At 71.0% G+C, this 22,875-nt stretch carries 12 protein-coding genes; 3 read left to right on the plus strand and 9 right to left on the minus strand.

Annotated elements, in window-relative coordinates; translation table 11 throughout:
- The first annotated feature begins 12 nt into the window (after positions 1-12).
- Positions 13-2,001, plus strand: a complete 1,989-nt coding sequence (locus tag KY572_RS12785; RefSeq protein WP_224242859.1) for a protein kinase domain-containing protein — start codon at positions 13-15, stop codon at positions 1,999-2,001.
- A gap of 4 nt (positions 2,002-2,005) precedes the next feature.
- Here the strand turns inward: KY572_RS12785 and KY572_RS12790 are convergent, their stop codons facing one another.
- On the minus strand, positions 2,006-3,856 hold the full coding sequence (locus KY572_RS12790) for a GspE/PulE/PilB domain-containing protein (protein ID WP_224242860.1): 1,851 nt from the start codon (positions 3,854-3,856) through the stop codon (positions 2,006-2,008).
- Between the two features lie 63 nt (positions 3,857-3,919).
- A complete protein-coding gene (locus KY572_RS12795) occupies positions 3,920-4,306 on the minus strand; it encodes a VOC family protein (protein WP_224242861.1) in 387 nt (128 codons plus the stop codon).
- Positions 4,307-4,334: 28 nt separating this feature from the next.
- Here KY572_RS12795 and KY572_RS12800 point away from each other — a divergent pair, with 28 nt between their 5' ends.
- A complete protein-coding gene (locus KY572_RS12800; protein ID WP_224242862.1) occupies positions 4,335-5,867 on the plus strand; it encodes a response regulator in 1,533 nt (510 codons plus the stop codon).
- A 21-nt stretch (positions 5,868-5,888) separates the two neighbouring features.
- Here the strand turns inward: KY572_RS12800 and KY572_RS12805 are convergent, their stop codons facing one another.
- The 6 genes from KY572_RS12805 to KY572_RS12830 all read right to left on the minus strand — a co-directional run bounded on the left by KY572_RS12805 (position 5,889) and on the right by KY572_RS12830 (position 20,857).
- Positions 5,889-8,936 carry an MYXO-CTERM sorting domain-containing protein gene (locus tag KY572_RS12805; protein ID WP_224242863.1) on the minus strand — a complete coding sequence of 1,016 codons (3,048 nt, stop codon included), beginning with the start codon at positions 8,934-8,936 and terminating at the stop codon, positions 5,889-5,891.
- A gap of 28 nt (positions 8,937-8,964) precedes the next feature.
- A complete protein-coding gene (locus tag KY572_RS12810; protein WP_224242907.1) occupies positions 8,965-12,636 on the minus strand; it encodes a flagellar motor protein in 3,672 nt (1,223 codons plus the stop codon).
- Positions 12,637-12,641: 5 nt separating this feature from the next.
- Positions 12,642-14,456, minus strand: coding sequence for a hypothetical protein (locus KY572_RS12815; RefSeq protein ID WP_224242864.1), 1,815 nt, complete (start codon positions 14,454-14,456; stop codon positions 12,642-12,644).
- Between the two features lie 200 nt (positions 14,457-14,656).
- Positions 14,657-15,646 carry a FecR family protein gene (locus tag KY572_RS12820; RefSeq protein WP_224242865.1) on the minus strand — a complete coding sequence of 330 codons (990 nt, stop codon included), beginning with the start codon at positions 15,644-15,646 and terminating at the stop codon, positions 14,657-14,659.
- A 37-nt stretch (positions 15,647-15,683) separates the two neighbouring features.
- Complete coding sequence (locus KY572_RS12825) at positions 15,684-17,522, minus strand: sensor histidine kinase (protein ID WP_224242866.1); 1,839 nt, start codon at positions 17,520-17,522, stop codon at positions 15,684-15,686.
- Positions 17,519-20,857, minus strand: a complete 3,339-nt coding sequence (locus KY572_RS12830) for a response regulator (RefSeq protein WP_224242867.1) — start codon at positions 20,855-20,857, stop codon at positions 17,519-17,521. Before KY572_RS12830 ends, KY572_RS12825 begins: the two co-directional genes overlap by 4 nt.
- Before the next feature lie 207 nt (positions 20,858-21,064).
- On the opposite strand from KY572_RS12830, the gene lexA reads away from it, so the two are divergent.
- Positions 21,065-21,727 carry a transcriptional repressor LexA gene (gene lexA, locus KY572_RS12835; RefSeq protein WP_224242868.1) on the plus strand — a complete coding sequence of 221 codons (663 nt, stop codon included), beginning with the start codon at positions 21,065-21,067 and terminating at the stop codon, positions 21,725-21,727.
- A gap of 8 nt (positions 21,728-21,735) precedes the next feature.
- Here the strand turns inward: lexA and KY572_RS12840 are convergent, their stop codons facing one another.
- Entirely contained in the window at positions 21,736-22,875 is a 1,140-nt protein-coding gene (locus tag KY572_RS12840; protein WP_224242869.1) for a tetratricopeptide repeat protein, read from the minus strand.

A 22,875-nucleotide genomic window follows, 5' to 3' on the forward strand; every position in this document is an offset into this window, starting at 1 on the left:
CATGATCACCACATGAGTCAGGTCCGTTATCAGCCGCTTGGCCCTCTACTGTCGGGTGAGGGTTCGCGAGCCTTCCTGGGGCTCGCGCTCGAGGAGGGTGCTCCGCCTCGTCCCGTGGTGCTCATCTGGGCGCCCCAGGAAGTCGCCCAGGACGCGGACCTGACGGAGCGGCTGCGTCGAGAGACCGACCGCGCGGTCGTCTTCGACCACCCCAACATCCTGCGCGTGCACGGACTCGTCACCCTGGAGCAGGGCCTGGCGCGCGTCACCGAGTATGCCGACGGCGAGACGCTGCGCCGGATCATGGAGGTGACGCCGCGGATTCCTCCTCCGCTCGCCGCGAAGATCGTCGCGGACGCGGCCATGGGCATCCACTACGCGCACATGGCCGGCAATGACGACGGCTCGCCGCTGGTGCATGGCGACGTCCGCCCGGAGACGCTGATCATCTCCTACACGGGCGTGTGCAAGGTGACGGGCTATGGCGCGCTGGGTGTCGCGCCGCGTGAGCGCGGTGGCCGCCGCGTGCGCAACCGGCGCAAGTACAGCGCGCCCGAGCAGCTGCTCGGTGGCCGCGACGCCGTCAACATCCAGACGGACGTGTTCCTGCTGGGGCTCACGCTGTACGAGCTCCTCACCGGGAAGATTCCCTTCAAGGACGCGAAGGACGCGGACACCGCCACGCTCACCGAGGCGCTCCCGCCGCTGCCGCTGACCATCCCGCGGAAGATCGACGCGGTGGTGCACAAGGCCACCGCCAAGCGCGCCAACGAGCGCTACCCCACCGCCCTCGCCATGCGCGAGGCCATCGTCGAGGCGATGGGCGGGGATCTGCCTCAGCAGGACGTCCTCACGACGTTCATGAACCGGCTCTTCCCGTCGTCCGACGAGGCTCGCTCGGCGCGCAACCGGGTCCTCGACTTCGGGATCGCCGAGGCGCTCAAGCAGGCGAAGGGCGCGAAGCCCGTGACGGGCAGCACCCCTACCGTGGCGCCCGCGGCTCCGGCACCCGCCGCGAAGGCGCCCGCCCCGGCTCCGAGCCCAGCGGTGGCCCGCCCCGCGGTGCCAGGTCCAGCGCTTCCCACGGCTCCGGCTCCGGCGCTGAGTCCGGCGGCCGTCAGCCCTGCGGCTCCGGCGCCCACTCCGAGTCCGGCGGCTGTCAGCCCGGCGGCCCCCGCGCCTGCTCCCAGCCCGGCCTCCGTCAGCCCCGCCGCTCCGACTCCGGCTCCGAGCCCGTCCTCCGTCAGCCCCGCGGCTTCAGCGGGACCGCCCGCGCCCGCCCCCCTGCCTCCGGCCGCCGCGGCTCCGGTGCCGGTGCCTCCCGCCGCTCCCGCGCCCGCGCGTCGCTCCCGCCTCCCGCTGGTGCTGGCCTCGCTGGTCCTGGTCTCCGCGGGTGCAGCCGTCGTGGTGTCGCGTGACAAGCTGCCGTCGAACCTCGCGGCCGTCGAGGAGCTGCTGGGCCTGACCACCACCCTCTCCATCTCGCCCCTGTCCCCCAACGATCCGCTGGCGCTCGCCGATGCGGGGGTGGGCACGGAGGACGCCGGAACCGCGGATGCCGGCGTGGATGGCGGAGTGGACGCAGGCGTCGAGCTCGAGCTGATCGTCGACCCGCGCGTGGACGCGCTGCTGCCCGACGGCGGAGTGCTCGGGCGCACGCCGCTGACGGTGCCCCTGCCTCCGGGCCGCTACCTGCTCTCCCTGAGCAACCCGGCGCTGGGCATCAACACCTCGCGCGTGGTGAACGTGAACCCCATGGGTCGCACCACCGCCCGCTTCTACCTGAACAAGGGCTACGTCAACGTGCGCGCGCCCGAGGGCGGCATCGTCCAGGTCGACGGCCGCAACGTGGGCACCGCTCCCATCGACGAGCTGGATCTCTACGAGGGCCAGCACCGCCTCGTCGTCACCGTGGACGGGGCGCGCTGGCAGAAGGTCTTCACGCTGGACCCCAGCCAGCGCGTCACCTTCACGGTCGACTTCGAGGACACCGAGGAGTAACGGCTCAGGCGCTCTTGCGGCGCCGGAACATCTCCTCGTACGAGCGGGCCACGCTCTGGGCGAGGATGAGCAGCTCGCCCACATCCGGCGTCGTGAGCTGCTCCGGGCCGTTGTCCAGGTACAGCAGGTGGACGACCTTGCCGCGCACCAGCAGCGGCAGGATCACCGCCGTCTTCGGGAAGGGCGGCTCGGGCCGCTTGTCCGCTCCGAGCAGGCGATAGAAGACGTTCATCGCCGTGTCCCGACGGACCGGGCCGATGTAGTGCGAGCGGGTGTCCCGCACCAGCCGGAACGTGTTCTGCTCCCGCAGCGCCACGCCGATGCGGCGGACCGCGGCGTCGCGGACACCCCGGCCCATTCCGTGCCAGCCCGTCACCAGGCTGCCCTGGACGGACAGCAGCAGGCACCGCCGCCACTTGCCCACCGCGTAGCGCAGCACCGTGGTCGCCACGTCCTCGCGGTCCAGGCTCTTGGCGAGCTGCGCCTGGGCCTCGGCGAAGGAGTACGGCTTGGGAGCCGGCTGGCGCGTCGAGGCGGCTCCGGGACGCCTGGTGGCGGCCTTTCCAGGCGCGGCGGCGGGCTTCGCGGCGGCCACCGGGGCGCTGACCGGCGCCTGCCTCGGAGCAGCCACGGGCGGCACGGAGGGCGCCACGGGCGGCACGACCGGAGCCACGGGGGGCAGCGCGGCCCACGGCTGGGCGGGTTGCGACGCGCCCTCGTCCGAGGGGACGGGGATGAAGCCCGAGGAGGGCCGGGCCGCGGGGGGTGGCTCCACGGGCACGGGAATGAACGGAATCGTGGGAATCGACCGGGGCGTCCCGGCGGAGGGCCGGGCCGGAGCCACGGGGGGCGCAGCCACGGGCGGCGCAGCCACGGGCGGCTCGGCCACGGGCGGCAGGGAGTAGTCGGGGACGGGAGGCGCGCTCGCGAAGGGCTGCTCCGGCTCCGGGACGCGGGGTGCGTCCGGCAGCGGCCACATCGGCAATGTCGGCCGCTCGACCGGCGGGGCAGCCGGCGCATCCGGCAGCGTCCACATCGGGATCGTCGGTCGCTCGACCGGCGGGGCGGCCGGAGCTGCCGGCAGTGTCCACATCGGGATCGTCGGCCGCTCGGGAGGCTGGGGAGCCTGGGGCAGCGGGACGTACACCTCCCCGGGCGGCTCCTCCTCCACCACCTCACCGGTGATGACCTCCTCCTCCTCGGCGGCGGCGGCGATCTCCTCGCCGGTGATGACCTCTTCCTCCTCCTCCAGCAGCTCGTTGATGAGCTCCGAGCGTGCGCCACCGGTGAGGGCCTGGGCGTAGACGGACTGGAACTCCTCCTCGCTGATGAGCTCCGAGCCCTTCGCCTGCTTCGTCAGGCGGCCCGTGGGATCGTGGCGCTCCGGGGCGGGCTTCGGCCGCTCGACGGCCTTCATGTCGATGGCGCGCAGCGGCCGGAACGCCTTGCAGTAGCGGCGCAGGAGCTGGTTCATCCGGAACTCGGGGATGATGACCGGCACCACCCGCTTGCCCGTCGCGAACGCCACCGCGTCCAGCGTCGGGTAGTCCCGCGGGTTGATGACCGCCACGCTCAACCGCGTCGCGTCCACCCGCATCGGCAGGTAGTCCTTGTCGTCCGCGTCGTTGAGGTCCACCAGCTGCAGCGCCTGGGGGTCCGGGGTCAGCTCGCCCGAGGCGTGGGCGCACCCGTGGAGCTGGCCGAGCATGCGGGCCAGGTCCTTCTCGGTAATCATCCCGAGCTCCAGGAGGTTCGTCCCCAGCCGCCCGCCCTGGACGACCTGCGTCTCCAGGGCCTCCTCGAGCGCCTGGGGCGAGATGAGCTTCTCCTGAATGAGCAGTTCCCCGAGGCGCATGTCGCCGCTTGATACCCAGCGGGATCGCCTTTCGCAAGGCGGCCCCCGCATTGATGCGCCGGGTCAGTCCTCCGGATGGTGGCTGAGCGCCACCCGGTTGCCCTCCGGGTCCCGGACATAGAAGGTCCACCGCGTCTCATTCTCCAGGGGTATCCCCGCCCGGGTGAACACCTCCACCGCCGCCGCCCGGGAGGCCTTGGGGATGCGGAAGGCCAGCAGCAGCAGCCCCGGGCGCTCGTGGCGGAAGGGGGCCTGCTCGGGCTCGCCCCCCGCCGCCTCGACGGCCAGGAAGCCCCCTCCGGGAACCCCTACCCAGATGCTCCTCAGGGAGCCATCCGGGCGGTGATGTCGGGTCAGCTCGGGAAAGCCAAGCAGGTCGCGGTAGAAAGCGGTCACCCGCTCCACGTCCCGCGCCTGGATGGCAACGTGGTGGAAGCCCTGAACGTCCATGACGTGAATGCTATGGTGGCTCGCCCCCATGGCGCGACTGCTCATCGTCGAAGACAACCTGGAACTCGCCTCGCTGATGGTCGCGGCGGCGCATAGCCGTGGCCATACCGCCCAGGCCGCACACTCGGGCGAGGAGGCGCTGGCACTGCTGCGCCCCAGGGCCTTCGACGCGGCCGTGGTGGACCTGCTCCTGCCCGACATGCGAGGCACCGAGCTGCTCACCGCCCTGGTACCCCACGGCATACCGGCCATCGCCATCAGCGGGGTGTACAAGGGGGACAAGCTCGCCCGGGAGGCGACCACCGTCTACGGGGCCCGGGACTTCTTCGGCAAGCCCTTCGAACTGGACGCCCTCCTGGACGCGCTCGAGCAGAAGTGCGGGCTGCCCCGCCTCACGCCCCCTCCCCCGCCGCCTCCCGAGGCCCAGGAGGACGAGGAGGCCATGCTCGAGCTGCTGGAGCTGCTCCCCTCGGACGAGGTGCCCGAAGAGGAGGCGAAGGAGGAGAAGAAGGAGCAGAAGAAGCCGCTACCGGAAGACGAGGAGGTGACGACCCCCGTCGCCACGGCGCTCTCGGCGGCGGACCTGGCCGAGCTCGCCTCCGAGCCCGTCGTGGCCTCCTCCGAGTCGCTCATGGGGCTGGCCGATCTGGCCGAGGCGGCCGCCACGCCCCCGCCCGAGGGCGAGAGTCAGGCCCCCCAGGGGCCGGCCGAGCCCGAGATCTTCCTGCCCTTCGGCGAGCGGGAGAAGGTGTGGACGAAGGAGGCCTCGCAGGAGCCCCCTGCCCCGCCCCGCGAGCGGCGCCGCGCCCTGCCGGAGTGGACGCTGGAGGGGGAGATCAAGGAGGCCACCATCCCCCGGCTCCTCAACGCGTACTACGAGGCGCGCCACCACGGGGAGCTCAAGCTCAAGCAGGGCCAGATCCTCAAGGTGGTCTACTTCGAGGCTGGCCAGCCGGTGTACGCCGCGTCCAACCTGTCCAACGAGCGCTTCGCCCGCTTCTGCGCCCGCAAGGGGCTGCTGACGGAGAGCGATCTGCAGGCGGTGGCGGCGCTCACGAAGGAGGAAGGCGCCCGCACCGGTGACGCGATGATCCGCCTGGGCCTGCTCACCCCGGAGAAGCGCCGCGCGCTCGTCGAGGAGCAGGTGAAGGAGATCATCTGGTCCACCTTCTCCTGGACGTCCGGAGGCTACGGCTTCAGCCCCATGCGGCTGCAGCGCGCGGGGCTGGTGAAGCTGGCCATCTTCCCCGGCGATCTCATCCTGGAGGGCGTGCTCAAGCTGGAGACGCTGGTGGCGCTGCGCCAGAAGATGCCGCGCACGCGCCGGCTGTCCCCCACGGCCGCTCCGCCCTACGGCCTGCACGAGCTGAAGCTGGCGGGCCCCCAGGCGCTGCTGCTGGCGTACGCGGATGGCTCGAAGACGGTGGACGATCTGCTCACGCTCACGGACCTCTCGGAGCGCGAGACGCTCGCCACGCTGCGGGGCCTGGAGCTGATGGGCATCCTCCAGGAGCGGCGCGAGGAGTCCAACAACAAGCGCCGCATCACCTTCGGGCTCTGAGCCAGGCTCGGAGCCTGAGGCTCAGCGCGCGCGCCGACGACGCAGCACGGCGGACAGCCCCGCCAGCGCGAGCGCCGCGAACCCCGAGCCGCCGCCCTGGCATCCACACCCCTCGGACACGGGCACCTGCAGCGGCTGCGAGACGGGGACGCCTCGCACGAAGGACTGGCCCTCGAACTTCGCCGAGCCGAGCAGCCGCGGGCGCACCAGGTACGTGAGCCGGCCCGCGGCGTTGCCCTCCAGCACGAGCCTCTTCGCCGTGAGCCACTCCCCCTCCACCGAGGCCTCCACGGGGGCGTCGTTGAAGCGCGCGCTGCCGGGGATGTAGTCCGCCCCCTGGAGGTGCTCCATGTGGTCCACCTCGCGCACCCCGCACGCCGTCAGGTTGAGCAGCTCGACGGACACGCCGATGAGATCGGTGTCGGTGCCCACGGCGTTCTCGATGCTGCGCTCCACCGAGACGAAGGGCTCCGCGGTGATGGCGACGCCATGGTCCACCGATGTCTGAAGCTGGCCGGTGCTCGCGGTGACGCGCATCACCACTTCCTGGCCGATGAGCTCCCCGAACTCCGCGTCCTTCGTGGTGATGTCGATGCTCGGGCCGGTGAAGGAGCGCTGGAGCAGCTCGGGCCCGTCCACCTGCGTCCAGGAGAGGGCCACGTCCTGGCACGGCGCCGGGGGCAGCCGCTGCACCAGGGTGCCGCTGGCCGCCTGGCCACAGGTGGCCACCACGCGAGGAGCCTCGAGCGGCGCCAGCCTCACATCGACGGGCGGAACGATCACCTCGCCCTGGACGACCGCCACTGGCGCGGACTGGAGCGGCGAGCCGCTGATCAGCTCGGCCGCCAGGCTGTAGCGCTGTCCTCCGCACACGGGGACGATCGGCAGCTGCCAGGGCGCCTGCGGGGGGAAGTTGCCCTGGATGACGGTGCCATCCTCGTGCGTCAGGGTGATGCGCACCATCACGCCACCGCGCTCCTCGATGCAGTTGACGTTGCCCACCGTGGTCACCCCGGAGACGAACTCCGGAGTGACGAGGTCGGTGGAGACCTGCAGCGTCGCGTTCTCGAGCGGAGTCCAGGCCGGATCCACGTTCACGTCGACCACGGAGGACTCTCCTGGGATGCCGGAGCCATCGCGCGTGAAGTGCCGCACGGCGAGCTTCAGCTGGGCGGCGGCGCACGCCTGGGTCTCGACGCGGAGCTCGGGGGTGACGGCCCTGGTGCCCGTGACGACCGTGCCCTGCTGGGTCTTCAGCTGGACGCCGGGGGGAAGCGACGCTCCGTCCGCGATGTCCCACACCGTGTCGACGCCCGGGAAGCCCACCACCGCGGGCTGGTCGCATGGATGAACGGGAGTGTCCGGCGTCAGCACCGCGCTGCCCTGCGTGGCGTCACCCGCCTTGAGGTTCACCACCCTGGGCGTCAGGAAGGGGGCCAGGGGCTTGCCCCAGGGCCGCACCTGGACGGTGAAGTCCCTGGGCATCGACTCGAGGTTGCCCTGATCGACCGCCTCGACGCGGTAGACGTAGCTGGCGCCATCGCGCTCGCAGAGGTAGTCCGGCGTACGGAAGACGGCGGTGCTCCCCCCGTTGTGCTGGAGCTCCGGAGCGCCCGTGGTCAGCGCTCTCCACTGGAAGCGGGTGGGCGTGCAGGACGGCGCCACCGGGTAGGTCGCCAGGAGGGTCTCGGCTGGCCCCCCGGCCTGCGCGACGGTGTTGGCGGGGCTGACCACCGGCGCCTCCATCCGGCGGGTGTGCTTCACCAGGAACGGCACGGAGACGATCTGATCATGACCCTGGAAGCCATCGGAGGCCGCGACGGTGACGGGAGCCTCGATGTCCTCGCAGACGGCGTTGGCCGTCAGCCGCAGGTCCACGCCGCCAGGCACCTCGGTCTGGGTGAGGCTCAGCGCGGGCGTGGGGCTGCCGGAGACCACCACCCGGACCGCGTCCCCGTCCGGATCCGACGCGCGGATGGTGAACAGGCGGTTCATCGTGCCTTCGGGCAGCGTCGTCCCGGTGTCCAGGGTGAGCTCGGGCGGAGAGACGTTGGAGTAGATGAGGAGGTTGTCCGGGGAGTCCTTGTTCTGGGCGATGACGCAGAACCTCGCGCCCTGGCAGCTCACGTAGCGCGGGATGTTCACCGAGGTGGGGAACGTCGGGTTGATCCGCCACTGGAGCCCGATCTCCTGGGGCTGCCCGGCCGGCACGGCGCTCAGCAGCGAGGCCACTCCGCCGTGCTGGACCGTCACCATCCCGAAGCCGTCCCCGTAGATGCTGCCCGCGCCCGTGTTCACGTCCACGCCCGTGACGTTGCCTGGGGGTGTCGGCAGCGGCAGGCTCACGAACGAAGGCTGGGTGCCGTTCACCAGCGGCCCCCGATGGAGCCCGCCGGCTCGGGAGAACAGGGCGATGGGAGTGGTCCCCTCGCCCGGGAAGAGATCGATCGCCTGCACCGCGTTGGGAGGAGTCGGGCTGTCCGGAAGGGCGTAGGTCGACTTCTTGGCTCCGTCGACGAACCAGTGGAAGTCCAGCTGTGACATCCAATCGATCACGACGAGGGCGTGCTCGGAGCCACCCTGGCGCAGCACGCCCAGGGCCATGGGTGTGCCCTCGAGAGAGACCCCGCTCTCGCTCCATGGCCTGTTCTGGAAGCCGTTGCTCCCCGCGGAGAAGTAGACCTTCGGCTCGCCCGGTGCGTTGCCGACGCGCCCCAAGGCGTAGGCGGCTCCGGAGCCCGTGATCTGGACACGATTCACACCGCTGGGCACACCATCGACGATGGGAAGGTGGTTGGCGCCGCACCCCTGGCTTCTGACGCTGTTGGAGCTCCAGTAGGAGATGAAGCAGTTCGCGCTCGAGAGGAAGGTCCCCGCGGAGGTGGCGCTGACGGGCGGCGGGTATTGGTCCACGATCTGGTCTGCCTGGAACAGAAAAGCGCCCGCGTTCGTGGATACGGAGTACACCTCCGGCCCCCAGACCCGCACGTCATTGGGAACGCCGGTCACTCCCCTCACGCGCCATTCCGCGTGCGCCGCCGACATCGTGGCCAGCAGCAGGCCGGCCATGACGGCCAGCCGCAGCCCTGGGGCCCGGCTAATAGGCCATCTCCGCGCGTAGGTAGAGCCGGTTCGACTCATCCGTCGTCTCTCCAGACAGCCCCAGGCCGCTGAAACCCAAGAGCGTATAGCCTGCGGCGAACCTCATCCCTTCGTCCACCCGATACCCCACCTCGCCCCGCAGCGAGCTGAGGGACTCTCCCTCGCGGGCCGACGTCCGGCGTGCGACCTCCACCGCTGTTTCCAGACCCCCGACCACCCTCACCGAGGGCCGCAGCGAGCCCGTCCACACCCAGGTTCCCCCGCTGCCCAGGCCCGAGCGTCCCATGTGCACCCCGGCCGCCACCGCGAGCCGATCTCCCAGGCGGACCGCGGGCAGCAGCGAGAGGACCTGACGGCCCCGATCGCCAAACGCCCGCCGCTCCCCCGGCAGCAGCTCGCGCGTCACACTGTAGCGCGCCACGAGGAGGAACGGGTCCGGCCGCCAGGCGACACTCGTCGAGCCCTCGAGCAACCGCTCCTCCAGCTGCTCGGCGTTCACGGTGTGCGCGAAGTTCACGCGCCCGGAGATGCTCAGGTCCTTTCGCAGCACGGCCTCGGTGGCCAGCGTCACCACCGCCTGCCGCCGGTCCACGGGCGTCGGGTCGCCGCGCAGCGGCACCCCGCTCTCGCGCCGCACCTCCGCCCGGGCGCTCACCCGCAGGCGCTCCAGCACGAGCTGACCGAACACTCCGCCGCTGTCGCGCTTCAGCGAGGACAGCAGCTCCAGCGGGTTGCGCACACCGCGCTCATAGCGCCCGCCCACCTCCACCCCATCGAAGGGGGCCCACCGGAAGCCCACCGCGCGCCCCAGGCGCACCGCGTTCGCGTCGTGCACGACGGCTTCCTCGGTGAAGACGGTCGTCACGCCGTCCACGGCGATGCGAGCGCCCATCATCGCGCGGCCCGCGCCGAAGTCCGGCCCGTCCACGTCCACCGAGTAGCCGCCGTAGTACGTCTCCGGCCCGCGGCGCATGGCCACGTTCGCCCAGACGCGGGGGCCCAGCTCAGGGCCCCAGCCGCCCCGGAGGCCCACGGTGGAGTCCTTGCTCAGTCGCACGTCCGCGCCCACCGAGCTGAACGAGTCGTTCACCCGACCCGGACCATCACCGCGCTGCACGAGCGCCTGACGGTGCCCCGCCAGGAAGGTCCATCGGTCGAGGGTCCAGCTGCCCTGGAGCTCCGCCGAAGTCCTCCCGCCGCCGAGCGCGGGCCCCTCCCCCGCCACCACGGGGGCGCGCAGCCAGACATCCCTCAGCGACAGGCGAGCGCGCCAGTCCGTGTCCCCATACGAGGCCCCCAGCCCCAGCGTGCGCGCGGCGATGGAGTCCGGAGCGAACGGATCGCGAGGATCCGCCGAGCGGCGATCATCCACCACCAGGGAGAGCCCGACGCTTCCCACCTCCTGCGAGGCGCTCAGGGAGAGCTGCCGGAAGAATGCGGCCTCCGTGTGCGCGCTGTCGGAGAAGCCCTGCTCCCGCCAGCGGAAGGCCGCGTCCACCGAGCCATGCCTGAAGGGCTCGCCATGGAAGCGCACGCCCAGCGCGTTGCCCTCGGAGCCAGAGCCCACGGTGGGCCGCAGGAACGAGAGCCCGCCGTCATCGGAGAGGCCGAAGCGCTGCGTGCCAATGGCCACCCCGGTGCTGCGCGCCACCTCGGCCTCCCAGGAGAACCTGTGCAGCTTGCCTTGCGCCCGTCCGGTGATGAGCTGGTAGGGGAGCAGCTCTCCCCGGCCCTCGCGCACCCCGGAGAGCACCAGCCGCGTGTGTGACCACTCCGCCCAGGCCTCGCCCCCCACCGCGTCCTGCTCGCCCGCGAGCTCGACCACGGCGTAGTCGGCGATCAGGACGGGCTCCGGCGCTCCGGTCAGCGCGTCTCCGTGGAGATCGGGCTCCGGCTTCGCCGGCAGCTCGTGGGCATGGAAGGTCCCAGCCACGAAGGACAGGGGCCGGGCCAGGAGGATGCGTCCCGCGAGGTAGTCGATCTCGTAGTCCTGCCCTCGCACCAGGCGCTGCGTGCCCATCGGCAGCCCCGTGAGCGCGTCTCGCACCTCGATGCGCAACGACTCGGAGCCCTCCGCGATGGAGGAGGCGCCCAGGAAGTAGAGCATGCCTCCGGTGGCGCGCAGCTCCTCGTGAGCGGACCTCGTGGACACGCCTCGAACCGGATCGGTGAGGCCACCGGCGAACGCGTTCACGCCCACGCGGACGGGAGTGGACTGCGCATCGGTGCCGGAAGGGAGGGCGTCGTTGAGCCACCACTGTCCGAAGTGGGTTCTCTGACGCTGCGTGTACACCTCCGCGAAGGGGCCGAAGAGCGGCCGGAAGTAGCGGCCGATCTCCCCCTCTCCCAGGCGGGCCCGGTACGTCCCCAGGCCCACGCGCCCGTACTGCTCGTGCTGGGCCTCCAGACGCAGGCGTCCCTGCGCCGGGTTGGGTGTCAGGGTGATGGAGTCGTCCCCCCACTCGTCGATGGCGCGCTCCGGATCCAGGTTCCGCTCGAAGCGCTCGGGCAGGCGGGGACGGAACCAGGACAGCGCGTTCTCATGTCGCAAGGTCCGCAGATCCGTGTCGCGCAGATCCACCTCGCCGACGAGTCGGAACCGCCCCAGCTTCGTCTCGCCGTGGGCCGCGCCCCGCCCGCGGAGCTGGAAGGCTCCCTCTTCGAGAGAGAGCACGCCCTCCAGATCCAGCAACCCCACCATGAGGGGCCGATCCTCGGCGAGGATCTCCAGATCGTGCTGCACTCCGCTGGACTCGGGCGTGGGCTTCAGCCGCACGGACACCCGGTTGAGCCCCGACTCGAGCCTGATGGGCACATCGATCATGCCCTGGGGACCCACCTTCACCACCCGGTCGCTCAGCTCCACCTCCGTCTGCTCCGGAGCCTCCACCCGCAGCATGGACGGGCCGCTGGGAACCGACTGCCCGCGCTCGCTCGGCAAGCGCACCACGCCCACGAGCTCGGGCTCGCGAGGAGCAATCAGCCAGCTCCCCTGCCGCTGCATCGCGTCGATCCGCTGGAGGAGGAAGCGCGCCACCCCGTTGGAGGACGTCACGATGACGGGGATGAGGTGCGTTCCGCGCCACAGCCTCACGGTGGCCCGATAGCTCCCCTCGGCAGTCACCTGGGTCTCGACGTCCTTCACCTGGACAGAATCTCCCGGCCTGGCCTGTCCCGTGACGGTGAAGGCGACCCACTCGCCGCGCAGCTCCGCCTGGGGAGGGACCTGCGCGGGCGCGAGCGCCGCTTCCGGCCTGGGCCCCACGGGGATGCGGACCGCGAAGTCCTGGAGCACGACGGCGCCCCAGGGCACCTCCACGGTGACGGCCTCAGGGCTCACCTGGCCACGAGACGGCAGCGTGCGGGTATCCACGCGCAGGCGGTGGCGGCCCGGGCGCAGGTGCAGTCCCCCCGTGGCGTCCGGCGTCCGCGAGTCCATGCCCGTGAGGTGGTAGCGCCCCTGCGCATCCGTGCGCACCTCGATCCCCGTGGCGAAGACGATCCTCACGTTCTGGATGCCCGGCTCCTGGGGTCCGCAGCGCCCGTCCCCGTCCTGGTCCTCGCACACCCGGCCGACGAGGGTCGCCGCCAGGCTGGGCGCGTCCTCCAAGGCCTGCTGGGCCCGGACCGCTCCCGGAAGGAGCACGACCGCGAGGATGCAAGCCACCCGACTCAAGGCCGCACCTCGGCGACCGCCGTCACCCCGGTCCGCACGTCCGTCACGGACACGCTCGAGCTCCCGGGCCCCGCGCCCGCGAGCGTGAAGCGGGTGCGCCCATCACGCGTCTCCACCGCCTCCTGGCGCCCCGAGGAGAGGGCCACGTGGACCGGGCGCTCCGGAATCACCTTCCCCTGGAGATCCTCGACCCAGTACGTCACCCGAGCGCCCTCCACCTGGAGCCGGACGTTCACGGGTACGAAGGGAAGGATCTGGAGCTCCTCGCTCACCGGAGCCGGCACCAGCGGCGGATCCAGCGGGTAGAGCAGGCTCGGACCCAGCACGTGGACGACCTTGCTCAGCCCGGGCCAGTTGCCGTGAATCACCTCGAGCCTCGGCAGGCCGCTGAAGCCGCTCAGGGCGACCGTTCCATCCGCGCCCGTGACTTCGGCCTTGCCGTTGATCTTCAGGGGCTGCCTGGCAACGGGCAGGCCCGCCAGATCCGACACGCCCACATAGGGCTGCTGCTCCCTCAGCCAGAGGGAGATCCGCGCGGGCTCGGTCCCCAACGGACCGAACGCGGAGGCGGTCACCCGCACCTGCTCGTGGAACGGCTCCCTGGCCGAGGGACCGTTCTTGTAGGGGTCCTTGTCGGCGGGCAGCGTCCAGGTGGTGCGGAAGACGCCCGGGCGCTCCTCGCGCGGCGGAGAGTCCCCCGTCACGGAGACCTGGGCACCGGGCCTCGGCTTGCCGAAGGCATCCTCCGCCGTCACGGTCACTCCCACCGTGGCGCCCGAGTGGATCTGCGGCTCATCCAGTGCCACGGAGACCTTCGCCACGGGCCCCTGGACGAGCTGCAGCGACAGCTCCTCCCGCGAGCTCGCGCCGCCCTGGGGCCAGGTCGCCAGGATCGGATCGGGCTCGGAGGGCAGCACCTGGGGCGCCGTGTAGATCCACTCGAGCAGCCCGCCCTCCGCGCGCACGGGGCCCGTCAGCGCGCCGTAGCGAGCCTTCGCCGTCACGCGCGCGTCCGGCTTGGGCCGCCCCAGCGGATCGCTCGCCGCGCACAGCAGCCGCGCCCGGGAGCCCCCACCGGCCGGGAGCCGGGTCGGGTTGAGCACGCACGCCAGGCCGTCCGTGGGCGGAAGCCCCAGGTTGATGGGCTTGCGCTCGACGTTGCCCGCCTGGTCCACCACCCTCGTCTGTCCGAAGGGGAAGCCAGGAGCCACGACGACCGGCAGGCGGAAGCTGCCGTCACGGCCCGACTGCACGGGGCCGTACGTCTGCCCGGCGATGGTGATGGAGATCTGCGAGTCCGGCTCCGTCTCGCCCGGCAGCTCCACCGCCGCCGCCAGCGGAACGAGCATCTTCCCGTACGCGCCGTAGATGGACTGGGGATGCGGCCACGCGGAGAGCGCCACGAGGATGGCCACCTCCGGGTAGCTCGTGGTGGGCAGCACGTAGCGAGCGCGGTACGTCCCCGGCCCGGTGCGCGCCAGGTCCGCCACGCGGCCGACGTTGGTGCGCACCACGGGCGGCGCCCCCGAGTCATCCGGCGTCCCATCCGGCCGCAGCAGCCGCACGGTGAGTGCGGCCTCCTTGTCCCGCCCCTTCACGGGCTCGGGAGGCTCCAGCGCCAGCGTCACCCGGGCGGCCGGCGGCCCCACGGCATAGCGGGCCTCGGCCTGCAGCTCGCCGGACCGGGCCCTCAGCACCACCGTCCGGGCACCGGGCTGGGGGACGATGACGAAGGTGCTCAGCGGAGGCTGGGGCGCGCCCGCACGCACCTCCGCGCCCTCGGCGGAAAGCGTGGGAGCCTCGAGCGCCACGGGTGCACCCGAAGCACCGCGGCGCACGAGCGCAACGGAAAAGCTCTCCGGCGGCACGGCTTCGGAAGGCCCTAGGACCTCGAGCGTATCCGCCAGCGCTGCCAGGGGGAGCAGCAGAAGCAGGATGGGAGCGAGCCGGTTCAGATCGTCTCTGACTCTACAAGGCTCTCCAGCTTCCCCGAAACCTTATCGCAGCCAACCTACTCCGGACCTTGAGCGGGTGTTCCCTGACCCCCTGAGTTCTCCCAGGGTGGCGTGATCTTCAGCTTCGGGGGCTTGGTGTCGACGTGGAACTTCTGGCTCGCCTCCTCGGCGTTGCCGCCGACCGAGGAGACCTTGAGCTTCACCTCGTTCTCCCCTTCTTTCAGGGAGACGGTGCGGGTGAAGGTGCCGTCCTTCTTGGGAGAGAAGGCCTGGCCGGCGATCTCCAGGCGGCTGCCGGGCTCGGCCTCGCCCTGGACGGTGATCTCGCGCTTGTTCTGGCGCCCGGCCGGCCACTGCACCTTGCGCAGCAGGCTGGTGGGGATCTGCGTCGGCTCGGAGGGGCCGGCGGTGCCCGGGCGCACCACGGACTGCTGCCCGGCGCGGACGATGACCACCTTGCCATTGCCGAGGAACGACACCTCGCCCTGGCGGGTGCCGACGGCCACGGTGCCCGCGCCGTCGTTGGTCATGGTGAAGGTACCCTCGGTGGAGCGCGCCACCGCGTCACTGCCGGCGGCCTTCACCTCGATCATGTGCAGCTTGCCCGGGCGGACCGTGGTCGTCGCCATACCGCTCTCGAGCAGGATGCGGGACACCTCGGACGACAGCTCCTGCACCGACACCTCGGTGCCGGGGTCCATGTTGATCACCACGGACTCGCCGCCGATGAGCACGGCGTACGAACCGTCCTTCGTGCGCACCGCATCCGACGGGTGGAGGGACTCGCCGGGCTTCGCCGACTCCCAGTTGCCGCCCTCGCGCCGCACCTCGACGGTGCCGGACACCTCGCTGATCTCCATCTTCACCGGCTTGTCCGGGAGCTTCTCCTCGACGGGAGGCGCGACCACCACCGGCGGAGGCGGAGCGGGAGGCGGCGGCGGCGGTGGGCGCAGGAACAGCCAGTACCCCAGCGGCAGAGCCGCCAGGATCAGGACCAGCCCGATGATGAAGGGCGCCTGGCGCCGAGAGGGTGACGTTCCAGACATCGGTTCCATCAAGGCTACCGCACAACCGACCGCCGGCTCACGCCTTCACCATCAAGACGGTGAAGCACGATCCCTTGCCTACCTCGCTCTTCAGCTCGATCGTCCCGCCCGCCTCGCTGACGATGCGGTAGGCCACCGAGAGCCCGAGCCCCACATTGGACCACACGTCCTTGGTGGTGAAGAAGGGCTCGAAGACGCGGTGGCGGTGCTCGGGGAGGATGCCCTTGCCGGTGTCCTCGACTTCGAGGAAGCCGCGGCCCTCGCGCTCACCCGTCCGGAGGGTGAGCACCTTGGTGGACGTCTTGAGCATGGCGGTGCGCGCGTTGGACACCAGGGCCAGCAGCACCTGCGAGGCGTGGCCGGGGTCGGTCATCACTCGCACCGGGGGTGAGGACAGCTCCAGCTTGAGGGTGATGCCCTCGGTCTTCATCTGGTGCTCGGTGAGGCTGAGCGCCTCGCGGACGACGGCGTTGAGGTCCACCGAGCGCAGATCCGCGCGGGCGCGCTGCTGGGAGAAGCGCAGCAGGTTCTGGGTGATCTCCTTGCAGCGCTTGGCGCTCTGCTCGATCTTCCGCAGCGTCTCGAGGTCCTCGTCCGTCTCGCCGCGGCTCATGAGCATGAGCTGGACGTAGCCGAGGATGCCGGCCAGGGGGTTGTTGAGCTCGTGGGCCACGCCGGCGCCGAGCTGCCCCACGGCGGCCAGCTTCTGCGCCTCGAGCAGCTGGGCCTGGGCGGCCTTCAGCTCCGCCATGGCCTCGTCCACCTTGGCGCGCAGATCGTCGTTCCAGCGCATGAGCCGGGAGCGGGCCTGCTCCAGCTCGGCGCCCATCTGGTTGAAGGTGGAGGCCAGGGCGCTGATCTCGTCATACCCGTCCAGCGTCACGCGCCGGTCGAGCTCGCCGCGCCGGAACGCCTCCACGGCGGAGGCCACGAGCGACAGCCGCGAGGTGATGCGGCGGGTGAAGAGCGCGCCCAGGGCCAGCAGCACCGCGAGGGACGCGCCGATGGACACCAGCACCGTGTGCCGCATGACGCTCACGGGCGCCAGCGCCGTCGCCTCATCCACCGCCACCACCACGTCGAAGTCCAGCTTCTGCGGGAGCCTGGCGGCGCTCACCCGGAGCGGCGGGTCGCCCACGCGGAAGCTGCGCACCGCCTCGCTGGCCTCGGCGGCCACCTGTGCCTGGAGGGCAGCCTCCAGCATCCCGAGCCGCCGCTGCGGATCGGAGCTGGCCAGGATGCGCCCGCCGCGGTCGACCAGATCGATGCGCTCGCGGGTGTCCTGGGCCTTGCGGGCCAGCAGCTCCTCCAGATCCTTGAAGACGATCTCGGCCAGCACGAAGGAGGCGCCCTCGCCCGAGCCCAGCTTGATGGCCACGGCGACCGCGGCCCTGCCGCTGCGGGAGTGGGTGTAGACCTGCCCCAGCGCCGCCTCGCCCTTCTCGCCGCGCCGCAGCGGCTGGACGGGCACGGCCCGGGCGAGGATCTCCGCGGAGGCGGGATCGAAGCTGGGGTGTCCCGCCTCCTCTCGAGGATAGAAGACGGGCTCGCCCATGGGGCGGCCGGAGGCATCCAGCTGCATCACCGCGCTCACGGCGGTGGACTGGCGGAAGACGAGCGCCAGCGCGCCGCGAGCCTCGCTCTCGTCCAGGTTCTCCCAGGGGATGGACTCGGCCGTCAGGGCCATGGCGTCCACCGTCTTCATGAGCGTGCTGGCCACGCTCTCGGCCATGGCGGAGGCCAGGGTGCGCTGCTCGGCGTCGATGCGCTCGGCCAGCTCGGCCTCGGCGCTCGACAGGAGCAGGAAGCCGACGATGGCCAGCGGCAGCACGGTGGCCGCCAGCATGAAGAGGATGAGCTGCTGGTAGAGCCTCATCCGGTGATGGTCCGGCTCTCCCGCTCGCGATCACTGCGCAGGTAGACGGACCCCTGGATGGCCTTTGCCCGCTTCTTCATGTCCGCCGCGCGCCGTGCCAGCTCGGCATGGTCGTGCGTCACCCCGTCGCTCATCACCGCGACGATGGACACGCTCATGATGGGGAACTTCCGCTTCTCGCCGAACCGGTCCTCCGCTTCGATGTGGCCCCGCTCGCGATCCTGCCTGTCGTAGTAGAGCGGGATGATGCGATCGAACGCCTCGATGGCCCGCTGACAGATGCGGTCCACGGACTCGGGCGCGGTGATGAAGACGAAGTCGTCCCCGGCCACGTGCCCCAGGAAGTCCCCGGCCGTGCCCTCCTGCGCGAAGATCTCCCGGAGCAGATCTCCCGTCTGGCGCACGACGCCGTCGGCCTTCGCGAAGCCGTAGTAGTCGTTGTAGGCCTTGAGGTTGTCCAGGTCCAGGTAGCAGAAGGCGAAGGGCCGGCGCGCCATGAGCCGGCGCTGCACCTCGCGCTCGATGGCGTTGGAGCCCGGCAGCTGCGTGGTGGGCGAGGCGCTGAGCTCCTGCTCCTTGCGGCGCAGCACGCTCTCCACCCGGGCGCCCAGCTCCAGCGCGTCGAAGGGCTTGGTGATGTAGTCGTCCCCGCCCAGCTTGAGCGCGCGGATCTTCGAGGCCGTCTCGGCGCGGGCCGACAGGAAGATGACGGAGATGTGGCCGCTGGCGCGCTCGGCCTTGATCTCCTCGATGAAGACGAAGCCGTCGCCGTCGGGCAGGCCCACGTCCAGGAGGATGACGTCCGGCCGGCGCTCGCGCAGGGAGCGGCGGGCCTCGTCCAGCGAGCCCACCACGGCGACCTCGAAGCCGAGGCTGGCGAGCACCTCGCTGCAGATGCCGCCAATCTTCGGATCGTCGTCCACCACCAGCACGCGCCCGTGTTGCTGGCCGGTGCGGCCGCGCACCAGCGAGTCCACGGTGGCCAAAAGCTTGTCCACCATGAGCGGGCGCAGCAGGAAGGCGTCCGCGCCCGAGCGGAACGCGCGCTGGCGCTCGTCGAAGGAGGAGTTGAGCAGCAGCGGCGTGCGGCGGGTGTCCGGATCGTGCCGGAGGATCTCCGCCAGGCGCAGGCCGTCCACGTCCGGCAGGCGCACCGCGACGAGGATGGCGTCCGGGTGGTGGCGTCGGGCCGCGCTGATGCCCTCCTCCGCCGAGCCGGCGATGCGCACGTCATAGCCTCGGCCCAGCAGCAGGCCCTTGATGACGTAGGCCAGCTCCAGCTCGCCGTCGATGACGAGCACCCGGCCGCGCGTCTCGGGCTTGCGGGCCATGGCGGCGGCGGCGGAGAGCTCGGCGGCCTCGGGCTTGAGCAGCTCCTGGGGCGGCTCGGTGGGCAGCACGGTGACGAAGCGCACGCCCTGGGAGCTCGGCTCGCACCAGATGCGGCCGCCGTGGGCCTCGATGATGTGGCGGCAGATGGCCAGCCCCAGGCCGGTGCCGCGCACGGTGCGGTTGGACGGGGTGCGCGCCTGCTCGAACCGGTCGAAGATGCGCTCCAGGTTCTCCTCGGCGATGGGCTCGCCGCTGTTCCAGCACGTGAGCGCCACGAAGCCCGGCAGCGCGGAGGTGGCGCGCAGCTCCAGCGTCACCTCGCCGCCCTCGGGGGTGAACTTCACGGCGTTGGTGAGCAGGTTGTTGAGCACCTGGCTGACGCGGTTGGGGTCGGCCAGCACGCGCAAGCCGTGCTGCGGCAGCGCGGTGGACACCCTCACCTTGCGCTCCTGGAAGGCTGGCCCGTACTTCTCCACGGTGCGGCGCACCAGCTCGTCCAGGTACGTCAGCTCGAAGTTCATCCGCAGCCGGCCCTTGGCGAACTTCGCCAGGTCCAGCAGATCGTCCACGAGCGAGTTGAGCTTCTCGGTGGAGTCCCTGGCCATGGCCAGGTAGCGCTGCTGCTTCTCGTTGATGGGCCCGGCCAGGACGTTGAGCACCAGATCCAGGGCGCCGGAGATGGAGGTGAGCGGGGTGCGCAGCTCGTGGCTCACCATGGAGACGAACTCGTCCTTGCGCTCCTCGAGCACCTTCTGCTCGGTGACGTCGCGCAGCACCACGCACACGCCGCGCACGGTGCCGCGCGCGTCGTTGACGGGCGTGACGGTGCACTGGATGTGGCGCTCGAACAGCTCCACCTCCTCCTTGAGCACCTGCGAGCCGCTGTACTCCCAGCCGCGGATGAGCTCGGAGGGCTCGAAGCCCAGGCGCTCCTCCAGCATCCGCCCGGTGAGGCTGGCCACCTCCTCGCCCAGCCGCAGCAGGCGCCGGGCCGCGGGGTTGATGACGACGATGGCGTCCTGCTCGTCGGTGAGCAGCACGCCGTCCGCCATGGACTCGACCATGCGCTCGATGCGGCGGCGGGCCTCTTCCTCCACCGCGCGCAGGGACTGGATGGCGTCCGCCGTCTGGTTGGCCAGCGTGTCCAGCAGCACGCCGTCGTCCTCGCTGAACGCCTGGGCGCTCTGGGAGAACAGGGACAGCATGCCCACGGGCTTGCCGCCGGCCACCAGGGACACGGTGAGCTGGCTGGGGTAGACGGCCGGCGCGCTGGCGTCCTGGGTGATGGTGCCGGTGACGCGCGTGGTGAGCCGGTCCTCGGGCAGCAGCTGGCCGGAGCTGCGGCGGTAGGCGCCGAGCATGGACTCCTTGACGCCCAGCAGGGCCTTCTCGCCCACCGTGCCCATGCACCGCAGGCGCAGGATGGCGCTGCGCGCGTCATCCGGGGCGATCAGGGCGGCGCCGCAGTCGTACGGCAGCACGCGCGCCACCGCGCTGAGCACGCGGTCGATGATGGCCTCGTAGCTGGGCGGATCCGAGGCGCTGGCGCGGCTCACCTCGTAGAGGACGAAGAGGGCCTCCACGCGCTGGTTGAGCTGGCGCAGCAGCCGCTCCTTGTCGCGCCGCAGCTGCGTGTACTCCACCGCGTTCTTCACGGTGATGAGCAGATCGTTCACATCCCAGGGCTTGGTGATGTAGCGGTACACCTGCCCCTGGTTGATGGCGGCGATGATGTCTTCGGGGTCCGTGTAGCCGGTCAGCAGCAGGGCGGTGATGTCGATGCCCTCGGCGCGCGCGGCGGTGACGAGCTCGATGCCCGTCATCTCCGGCATCCGCTGGTCCGTGATGAGGACGTCCACCGTCTGGGTCCTCAGGATGGACAGCGCCTCCTGACCTGAGGTGGCGGTGAGGACGCGGTACTGCCGCTGGAACATCCGGACGAGGATGTCCAGAACGTCCGCTTCGTCATCGACGAGAAGCAGGGTGTGTCGGAGTTCGGACAAGACGGTGGAAATTGTACGCTCAGATCACCCCGGAACCTCAAGTTATCTCACGGTTCCTTGGATAACGGGAGGAGACCCGGACGGTCGGATCGCCTGCCTGCCCGAAAGCGTTGACTCTACACGCCTGTTCAGGGACCATGGATACTGAAAGCCTGTTGCCCTGAGGGGGAAGCTTGCCTTCCCCCTGTCCGAGGGAGGGAGCGTGGCATGGAAGAGTTGACGGAGCGCCAGCGCGAGATTCTGACCTTCATCGTGAAGGAGACGGAGGCGCGGGGATTCCCGCCCACGATCCGCGAGATTGGCGAGCAGATGGACATCCGCTCGACCAACGGCGTGAACGACCACCTGAAGGCCCTGGAGCGCAAGGGGTACCTGAACCGGGGCGAGCAGCAGAGCCGCTCGCTGGTGCCGACCAAGCGAGCGCGGATGCTGCTGGGGCTGGGGGCGAAGAAGGACTCGGGGCTGGTGGATGTGCCCATCCTGGGCAAGGTGGCGGCGGGTGCGCCGGCGCTGGCCCAGGAGAACATGGAGGACTCGGTCAAGATTGACAGCTTCCTCATCGGAGGCGCGGGCCGCGAGGTGTTCGCGCTGCGGGTGAAGGGGCAGTCGATGATCGAGGACGGCATCCACGACGGGGACTACCTGTTCGTGCGGAAGACGCCGGCGGCGCAGCCGGGAGACATCGTCGTGGCGCTCATCGAGGATGAGGCGACGGTGAAGCGGTACTACCCGGAGGGTGAGCGCATCCGGTTCCAGCCGGCCAACGCCACCATGTCGCCCATCTACGTGAGCAAGGCGGACTTCCGCTCGACGATGCTGCTGGGGATCGTCGTGGGCGTGTACCGGAAGCTGCCCGGCGGACGGGCCTGAGACTCAGCTCACGGGCAGGCGGAGACGCCGCCCGCGTCGTTGCCCACCACCCGGCCGCACGCGGCCTTGACGGTGGCCTCGTCCTTCAGCTCTCGCGCCAGCCGCGCGGTGCGGAGCTGGAGGTCCGCGCTCCTGGCGTTGTCCGGCTCCGAGGCGAGGTTGCTGAGGATCTTCAGCGCGTCCGCCTTGCGCCCGAAGGTGACGAGCAGCTCCGACAGCTCGAGCAGCTCGCGCACGTCCGAGCCCGACACACTCTCGAAGGCCTTGCCCAGCTCCTCCTCGGCGGCCTTGCGGTCCTGCTGGGCCAGGTGAAGCTGGGCAATGGCCACGTGGACGATGGCGCGGTCCTTCACCTTCAGTGACTCCTGGAAGGCGGCCAGCGCATCCGCCCGCTTCCCCTGGCTGGCGTAGATCCGCCCGACGAGCTCCCAGAGGGACGGATCCTTGGGCGACTTGCCCGCCGCCTCGCGGTAGGAGGCCGCGGCCTCGTCCATCTTCCCGGCGCGCACCAGCTCGTCACCCAGGGCGGTGAGCACCTCGGGGGCCCGGACGCCCTGCCCCGCGAACTTCCGCAGCAGCTCGAGCGCCTCGGCGTGCCGGTCCTGCTGCTGGAGGATCTCCGCCGCGCGGATCACGAAATCGGGCTTGAGCTTGTCCGGACTGGCCTGGGCCGCGAGCGTGAAGTGGCGGAGGGCCTCGTCCTTCTCGCCGCGCTTCAGGTGGATCTCCCCGAGCTGCTCCAGGGCGTTGAAGTCATTGGGGTAAAGGCCGATGGCCTTGCGCAGGGAGGACAGCGCCTCCTCCGTCTTTCCCGTCTGCGCCTGGATGAAGCCGACGCGGCTCCACGTCGTGGAGCGCTTGGGCTCGAGCACCAGCGCCGTCTGGAACTCGGCGAGGGCCTCGTTGAGCTTGCCCATGGAGAGGTAGACCTCGCCCACGGCGGCGGGCAGGCGCGGATCGTTCGGGAGGATCTGCTTCATCTCGCTGAACGAGGCGAGCGCCGCCTCGAAGTCCCCGTGGAGGTACTCGGTGGTGCCCTTGATGTAGAGCCCCTCGGCGCGATCCTTGGGATCGATCTTGGGCGTGTCGTCACAGGCAGCGGCGACGAGCAGGGCAAGCAGCGAGAGGGCGCGCAGGCGCGAGGGCAT

Origin of the sequence: Hyalangium gracile (assembly GCF_020103725.1) — a bacterium.
In the GTDB taxonomy this organism is placed as follows: Bacteria; Myxococcota; Myxococcia; order Myxococcales; family Myxococcaceae; genus Hyalangium; species Hyalangium gracile.